The sequence below is a fragment of the Streptomyces sp. NPDC059582 genome (assembly GCF_042735715.1).
Classification (GTDB): Bacteria; Actinomycetota; Actinomycetes; order Streptomycetales; family Streptomycetaceae; genus Streptomyces.
Genome location: NZ_JBHWCC010000082.1, coordinates 22,631 through 30,201, shown reverse-complemented (window position 1 = coordinate 30,201; position 7,571 = coordinate 22,631). Strand labels below are relative to the sequence as shown.

The window sequence follows — 7,571 nt, the reverse complement described above, 5'->3', positions numbered from 1 at the left end:
CCGGAACAGCACCCACAACTCATCGGGCACCAGCCGCTCAACCAGATCCGTCATGCACGGATCAACGAACGATCACGCCATCAGAAACGGTGTCTTAGCGAGGGGACTGCTTCGTTCCGAAGCAACTCGGCTGGGGGCGCTGCCTTGAACTGGTGCGCCTCTCACCTGCGCTGATGGTCCGCAGACGTTCGCCGCTGTTCGTCGGCGTTGTCACGCAGTTAGACACTCAGCCCTGCCTCGGCCTCAATGCTTGCGGCGCTTGCTCTTCCCGTCCCCGCACTCTGGGCTGGGAACTGCCGAGGTATTTCAGGGCTGGCGAGTGTGAACTACGCGCCTCCGCTGCCCCGTTTGCACTAGGTCGAGTACCGGATCGACCACTCCGTGCCGGGTCTGGTGTCTCGTGCGTGGCGCCGGGGGATGGCTGAAGACCGGGGGCCGCCAAGAAACCCCTTCCAATGGGGGTTCTGCGCCACCGAATAACGGTTTTCCGTTTTTTTAGTGCCCTGGAACCCCTACAAGAAGGGGTTCCAGACTATTTTTGGTGCCAGGGTAGATATCCTGTTGGGGCTGAGACGGGCTTATTGGCTTTGGGTCGTATCAGTCACGCTGGACTCTTCCGGGGGTGGTAGCCCGGAACCCGGCGCTTCTGGGGCCCCTGCCTCCCGGCGGGGGCCCTGTTGCAGCTAGACCGCCAATCACCGGTGCGGCACGAGCTGCAGACAATCCGACTCGCCATAGTCGCCGGTCCGGAATCCATGGTTCCTCTTTTCTGAAATTACTGCACCATCCTGTGCATGCCTTATTCTGATCCCATTAGCCGATAGGTCGGCCCAAAGCCAATACGGAACGGCTTCGGAATCTACCAATCCGAAGCCCTTCCGTAACAAGTTGTGCTCAGAAAAGGGGGCGCCATGGATGCGCACCGAACGTTCTTGATCGTTACTCTTGCCGTTCTGGCTGTGGCCGGGTACGCGGTCCACCGCCTGACCAACGCTCCGGCACGCATCGCCGCTGTGCTCATCGCTCTGGCCGCGCTGGTCGGCGCCCTCCAGCCGATCGGCGCTCTTTTGAACCAGTCCGAGCAGTCGTCGGTTGAGACAGTTGCGCCGCCGGTGCCTCCCAGTGCCTCTGAAACGGCTCCACATCAGCCCGCGGCGCTGCCATCGACGGACGCGTCGAATCCGTCCGTCCTGTGACGGAAATGGTGGGTGAGTCGGTCCCCACACAACCGGTTCTGCGCGGTCGCACTGTCCGGCGTCCGGTCATGGATGCAGCAGAGATGATGTTTGCTCCGTTCGGACTGCCAGACACCACCCTCGCTGACATCGGACGACGAGCAAGGCTGCGCCCCCTCAACCGGCTGGACTGGTGCTTCACCAAAAAGAGAAGGGCCATCGTCCACTTCCTGTATTACGGCTGTGTCCGGGAGGAACTCCCGGACGGCTCGGTGCGGCTGTGGCGGGACATGGCGATGTTCGGTGACTGGACCGGCGAAAGCAGGGTGCCCGCGGGGAGCAGGAGCATGGTTCTGACGACCGCTGGCCTGATGTTGTCCATCAGCAGGTTGGACCTGCATGAGATCGCTGGGCAGCACCCAGGGCTCTTTCTCGCACTCGGGAACATGAGCGCCAGGCGCCTCCACGCGGCTGAGACCGTGTACGGCACGCGCAGGCAGGTCCGCCCAGCAACTCGTGTGGCCGCTCTTCTACTTCATCTCACCGAGGATTGGAGGAGGTATCAGTCCGGCGGAAAGTGGCGTCCGATCGACTCTGGTGTACACGACTACGTGGAGGGGCCCACGCAGGTTGACATCGCCGATGCTCTGGGGATCAGTCTGTCTTCGGTGGAAAACGCGCTGGCCGATCTGCGGAGGGAGGGGGCACTAGCGAAGGCCTCGTCGGGGCCCGGTCGCACGAATCGCCTTTACAGGATCACAGACCCTGCAGTGCTCAAAGAAGTAGCGAGCGACAAATAGCCGGTTGATCGACTCCAGCCGTCAAGCAGGCCACACATCGACACAGCGAAGGGCCGTTCCTCCGGCACCACCTTCCGGAGGAACGGCCCTTCGTCTGCCATGTCGAGGACGTCGACTTACTTCTTCTTGCCCTGGGTCTTGCCGGAGATCTTGGGGAGCTGGGTTTTTGCTGGTCAGGGGCGGTGGGCTCGGGCTCCTGGTGGTCGACGTTGGTCGTCCTTGGCCGCTGTTGAGCAACCTCGGACGGCCCAGGGACGGCCCAGACAACGGCTCTGCGGCCCACTCGATGGGTTACGAACTGATGGGCAACTCACGGGCTCGCTGACGCGCTTGCGCCCGCAGCTCCTTCAACCTGGCGTGGAAGGCATTGCGGCGGTTCTGGTCGAGGTTCAAGGGGAGGTCGAGTTGGGAGATGAGCTGTGATTCCGAGACCCACGGTTCGTCGTGCTCGATCCAGCAGACTCGCGCGTTGTCCGCCATCCACACACTCAGCGTGGCTTCGCCGACCTTGCCAAAGGTCATCTTCTTACCGCTGGCCACGCGGCGTAGCTCAAGTCCGAGCAGGCATCCGAGGGTGAGTCGCAGAGTCGAGCCGGCCGCATTGCCCCGGTAATGGTTGCGCACCCGCTTGCACAGGTTCTGTGTGCTGGGTCGACTCGCCATGTACCGCGGGGCTATGCCGACGTAGAGCAGGCGCCCGGCGTCCAGGTCCGGGTGGGGCGACTGCTCGAAGTGCCACCCATAGACCCCTGCCGCCGCTGGGACAGGGCTCGGACGCACCAAGACCTCCTGTGCCGACCACAACCTATCGGGACTGACGAGAGCGATAGCTTCCACGAAGCCTCCAGACGTGCCACGACTGATCGTCGCAGGCTACTGGCCGAGGCTGACATGTGACATCAGCTTGGGAAGCTGAGGTGTTCTGGGGCTCACTGCGGGGCTGACCTGCGACTCAAGAGCGTCGACGCCTGGCGGGTGGGGTCGTTGATTCCCCGGTGTTCCCCGTGGTTCCCCCTACGATCTGGCACGCCTCTGGCACGACCTCTACTGGGGGCGCTGCTGGGGGGCGTGTCCAATCATGATCGGCCCGGTACCTGGGTGACCAGCTGCCGGGCAGCACCGATGGACGAGTAAATCGAACACATGCTTGAATTTAGCCATGCGATCGTTTCCCGCCGACCTGGCCCAGGCGCAGTAGGAGTGGAGCGCTATCCACCGGCAGCTCGCCGAGCGCCCTGGCCGTACCGAGCTCCGTCGGCATCTGAATGACGGGCCGGAGTGCGGGGCCGTACATCCCGGATGATTCTGAAGGCATGTCCGGCCCGATACGTGTGATCGTGCATCCGCCGTCCCCCACGGGTAGCCGGCGCGTACGCGTAGATGGCGAGATCCTCGGCCTGGCCCACAACGTGGTCGACCTCGCTGAGTTCCTTCGCCGCGCCGGGCTGGAGATCGACCCGGCGGAGGTCGCGGAGGCGCCGTGGATCGACTGGCGTGGCGTCGGGCCGGAGCGCTGGGGTCCGGAGATGTGATGGGCTCGGCGCGATACGCGGCGATGCCATCACTTTCTGATCCGTAGCTCTGCCAGAGAACGGTCATTGGAGGTCACACAGGCTGCGGGCAACGGCTTGGCGGCCGGTGGTGGTTGCTGGGGTTGCTGGGGTTGCTGTACTTCGTTGCTGTAGAGCAGGATCCCGACCGGGGGTGTGGTCATGGAACGGGAACAGCTCGAACAGCTGCTGGGCGGTGGCGACGACACGTCATCGGCCGCTCTGGCTGCAGTCCGCGCCGGCGCTTCTTACGTCGTCTGGGACGGAACGACGTCACCCAAGTCGCTCGCGACGGTCTACGGACGCCGACTCCGTCACACCCTTCGGAGGGGCATCGAGACCTCCGGCTTGGCCCGGGCCGTACAACGCCTCGACCTATACGGCCGCCCGGTGCGCCTGGGCCAGATCCGGACTGCCGACGGATCTTGGATCTTCATGCTGTTCCTCGACGAGGACAGCAGCACGCTGGTGGCGTGCACCGGCGTGCGGCAGACCCAACCGGGCCCACCACGGCCAGACGCCTGCTGAAGCTCTGCAGCGCCAACACGCTTTCCAACTGTGGTGGTGGGGCGGTGGACTGTGTGCGGGGGCGTTCACCTGGGTTCATGGGCGGCTGGGGGTCGGCGCTGGGACGGCTTCGGGTCTCGTCTGAACCACCATGAACGGCGCTGAATGAGACTGAAACTGAGACGGGGCTAGCGTGTCAGGCGTTCTCCGCCGCCCAGGCGATGCTCAGCCTTCTTGCGCGTTGTCCGCGAGTGGGGCGGTGTCCTTGGTCGGCGGGGCCTTGATGGTCACAGGCTGATTGATGTCGAGGAAGGTGATGGTCAGGTCGAGCGGCCCGTCTCCGGTGCCGGCAAGCATGTCGTTGTGCTTGGCCCGCATACGGAACTGTTTGGTGCGGTCGTCGCCGTCTATCCACAGGTCCATGGTGAGCGGGTCGGAGACTTCCAGTTGTATGAACTGATCCAGGCGCTCTCCAATCAGGCCGTCGCCGTTGACCGTCCCCTTGTAGTGCGTGGTCCTGGCGCCGTCGACCGTCTCAGTGCCGATCAGTCGCAGGTCCTTGGACCCGGTCAGAAGCGTGGACTGCGTAGTTGTGCTTCCCTGCAGCTGACTGGGCAGCACGCCGTAGGACTGGTTGTCTACCGCGCTGCGTCCCCATATGGCTGGCGCAGCGCTCAGCCACTTCTTGCCGTTCAGCTTCTCGGAACGCATCCCACTCCCGCCGACATACATCACCTCGTCGACGAACCGGATCTCCAGCTGGCCGTGCCCGCCCTGGTCAGCCGCAGCAGTCATCTTCATACTCATCGCCAGCGGTTGTGTGTTCATGGAAGCCTCGGCCTCCAGACGGCCTTTCGCCGGCACGGTCCCGCTGATCCGATAGTGGAGTGACGTGATGTCCGCGGAGTTCTTCGCCGCCTTCGCCACGGCTGCCGCAGGAATCACCTTGGGTGGGTCTACAACCGCGGAATCGCTCTTGGAACCGCCTCCGCAGGCAACCGATCCCCCCGCGAGCAGTACGGCCGCGAACGTCACGCTCATCACTCTGCGCGGTACGGAAACAAGAACAAACATTCCAACAACCCCCAAGATGGATGGCAGATCCATGCCACGGCCGTGAGCCTAACTCGGGGTGTGTCCTGAGGTCTGCTGGGGGTTTGTGAGGTATGCGCGTCAGACGCGCTCGCCCGCTTCCGGCGGCCCCGGTGTTCCCCGTGGTTCCCCCTACGATCTGGCACGCCTCTGGCACGACACCGGAGGCGCCGCTGGGGGCGTGTCCGATCATGATCGGCACGGTACCTGGGTGACCAGCTGCCGGGCAGCACCGATGGACGAGTAAATCGAACGCATGCTTGAATTTAGCCATGCGATCGTTTCCCGCCGACCTGGCCCAGGCGCAGTAGGAATGGAGCGCTACCCACCGGCAGCTCGCCGAGCGCCCTGGCCGTACCGAGCTAATTCGGCATCTGAATGACGGGCCGGAGTGCGGGGTCGTACATCCCGGATGATTCTGGAGAGAGGTCCGGCCCGATACGTGTGATCGTGCATCCGCCGTCCCCCACGGGTAGCCGGCGCGTACGCGTGGATGGCGAGATCCTCGGCCTGGCCCACAACGTGGTCGACGTCGCTGAGTTCCTTCGCCGCGCCGGGCTGGAGATCGACCCGGCGGAGGTCGCGGAGGCGCCGTGGATCGACTGGCGCGGCGTCGGGCCGGAGCGCTGGGGTCCGGAGATGTGATGGGCTCGGCGCGATACGCGGCGATGCCATCACTTCTGATCCGTAGCTCTACAGGGATCGGTCATCGGCGGTCATACAGGCTGCCGGAAGGGTGCTGATGGGCACCGCTGGGCACCGTCGGTTGCTGTGGTTGCTGTATTCCGCTGCTGTACAGCCGGAACGGAACTCAGCCTGGGGAGTCCAAGAGGTCGTATCCCTGTCATCCGTTGTCCTCGGACGGTCCAACGACAGCCTGGGATTCAGGAGTCGTTGCCGAAGCGCTTGCGGAGATCGCCTGAAGCCGCAGACATGACGGTAACGCCCTGTTGGGGAGCCAGCTCAGAGATCGGGCGCTCCACCTGTGGGTCGTAGCCTTCCATGCCGGTCTCGTGTTCGATCATCGCCGCCGGTGCGTACACCAAGCCCAGAATGCGTTCCGCCTCGTCGCCCGTGTGCCAGTACGGAACCGTGATCGTTACTTCGTCGATGAAGATTGAAGCCTGGATGCCGGTGGCGTGGTGCGTCAGCTCGCACGTCTCGCCGTTCTCAAAGAGTTCGATCTCGCCCAGCAAGTCACGGGCCCGTGGAACGATGCGGTCCCACGCTTCGATGAGCTCAGGCGGTACCAGTCCCTCGACCTCTACGTCCTGGTCCTCCTCCAGCTCTTCGAGAGCTTCGTCCCAGGACTGGTCTGGGCGCCGGTTGAGGAAGTAGATGTCGTAGCTCACGGCGGAATCGTAGAGCTCCGGGCCTGTGGTGTCCCCCGCAGGCCGGCTATTAGGTCGACGGCTCAATGGGCGGACGACGCCCGCCACGGCACCGCCGCCGTTGAGGTGCCCCCGGCATCGAACCTGCGACACCCGCTTTAGGAGCGAGGTGAGGGGAGTGCCGCTCTGACCTGCGAACTGTCCACATGGGCAAACCAAGGGTCAGCCACCCGTCAGCCACCGCCGTTCCCCGTGGCTCCCCGCTGGATCTGGCACGAATGTGGCACGGGGACTGCTGATGTTCCTCAACTGTGCTTCGCCGATGGGTGCCTGCGCGGGCGCCGAGGCCACCATCGCTGAGCAGGGGAAGGACTGTCGTCGCCTGTCGTCATCCGTCGCCGACGGCTGCCCTCGGACGGCCCACAGACGGCCCAGCGCCTCGCGCTGGCCGAGGGGCTGCGGGAGTCGACCGAGTCGTGGGCAGACCTGCTGCGCGACTGCCGCCGACGCGGCATGCGCGACGCGGAGCTGGTGGTCGGTGACGGCGCAATGGGGCTGTGGAAGGCGCTGGCCGAGGTGTTCCCGGTTGCCCGCCACCAGCGGTGCTGGGTCCACAAGGCCCGGAATGTCTCGAACGCCCTGCCGAAGTCCGCACAGCCGGGCGCGACGAAGGCGATGCAGGAGATCTACAACGCCGAGGACCGCGCGCACGCCGAGAAGGCGATCGAGGCGTTCGCGAAGACCTACGGCGCGAAGTGGCCTAAGGCCGTCGCAAAGATCACCGAGGACCGGGAGGAGCTGCTGGCGTTCTACGACTTCCCGGCCGAGCACTGGATTCACCTGCGGACCACGAATCCGATCGAGTCGACCTTCTCCACGGTCAAGCTCCGCACCAAGGTCACCCGTGGGGCCGGCAGCCCGGCCGCCGCCCTGGCGATGGTGTTCAAGCTCGTCGAGTCGGCTCAGGCCCGCTGGCGGGCGATCACCGGCGCCCACCTGGTGCCCCTGGTCCGCTCCGGCGCCAGGTTCGAGAACGGCCACCTCGTCGAACGCCCCGAGATCCGCGTCGCCTGATTGATCAACCAGACCTTGACAACAACTCGAACCCACGTGCTC

Annotated in this window: 8 protein-coding genes and 1 pseudogene; 6 read left to right on the top strand and 3 right to left on the bottom strand. The window is 64.7% G+C overall.

The window, feature by feature from the left end; all coding sequences use genetic code 11:
- Positions 1–911 precede the first annotated feature (911 nt).
- Both ACFV0T_RS39685 and ACFV0T_RS39680 read left to right on the top strand, forming a co-directional pair.
- Positions 912–1,196 (top strand): hypothetical protein, encoded by a 285-nt coding sequence (locus tag ACFV0T_RS39685; protein ID WP_385790032.1) that lies wholly within the window; start codon positions 912–914, stop codon positions 1,194–1,196.
- Between the two features lie 68 nt (positions 1,197–1,264).
- Entirely contained in the window at positions 1,265–1,975 is a 711-nt protein-coding gene (locus ACFV0T_RS39680; protein ID WP_385790030.1) for a Crp/Fnr family transcriptional regulator, read from the top strand.
- 291 nt (positions 1,976–2,266) lie between these two features.
- Here the strand turns inward: ACFV0T_RS39680 and ACFV0T_RS39675 are convergent, their stop codons facing one another.
- Positions 2,267–2,638 (bottom strand): GIY-YIG nuclease family protein, encoded by a 372-nt coding sequence (locus tag ACFV0T_RS39675; RefSeq protein ID WP_385790028.1) that lies wholly within the window; start codon positions 2,636–2,638, stop codon positions 2,267–2,269.
- Positions 2,639–3,288: 650 nt separating this feature from the next.
- Here ACFV0T_RS39675 and ACFV0T_RS39670 point away from each other — a divergent pair.
- Positions 3,289–3,507 carry a hypothetical protein gene (locus ACFV0T_RS39670; RefSeq protein ID WP_385790027.1) on the top strand — a complete coding sequence of 73 codons (219 nt, stop codon included), beginning with the start codon at positions 3,289–3,291 and terminating at the stop codon, positions 3,505–3,507.
- Between the two features lie 180 nt (positions 3,508–3,687).
- Positions 3,688–4,053: a hypothetical protein gene (locus ACFV0T_RS39665; protein ID WP_385790025.1), complete on the top strand. Its 366-nt coding sequence runs from the start codon at positions 3,688–3,690 to the stop codon at positions 4,051–4,053.
- 204 nt (positions 4,054–4,257) lie between these two features.
- On the opposite strand, the gene ACFV0T_RS39660 is transcribed toward ACFV0T_RS39665, so the two are convergent.
- On the bottom strand, positions 4,258–5,106 hold the full coding sequence (locus tag ACFV0T_RS39660) for an LppX_LprAFG lipoprotein (protein ID WP_385790036.1): 849 nt from the start codon (positions 5,104–5,106) through the stop codon (positions 4,258–4,260).
- Positions 5,107–5,502: 396 nt separating this feature from the next.
- Here ACFV0T_RS39660 and ACFV0T_RS39655 point away from each other — a divergent pair, with 396 nt between their 5' ends.
- A complete protein-coding gene (locus ACFV0T_RS39655; RefSeq protein WP_385790024.1) occupies positions 5,503–5,769 on the top strand; it encodes a hypothetical protein in 267 nt (88 codons plus the stop codon).
- Between the two features lie 239 nt (positions 5,770–6,008).
- Here the strand turns inward: ACFV0T_RS39655 and ACFV0T_RS39650 are convergent, their stop codons facing one another.
- Entirely contained in the window at positions 6,009–6,476 is a 468-nt protein-coding gene (locus ACFV0T_RS39650) for a hypothetical protein (protein WP_385790023.1), read from the bottom strand.
- Positions 6,477–6,893: 417 nt separating this feature from the next.
- Between ACFV0T_RS39650 and ACFV0T_RS39645 the strand changes: the two are divergent.
- Positions 6,894–7,529 (top strand): annotated as a pseudogene (locus ACFV0T_RS39645) (IS256 family transposase); the annotation flags it as partial.
- Between the last annotated feature and the right edge of the window lie 42 nt (positions 7,530–7,571).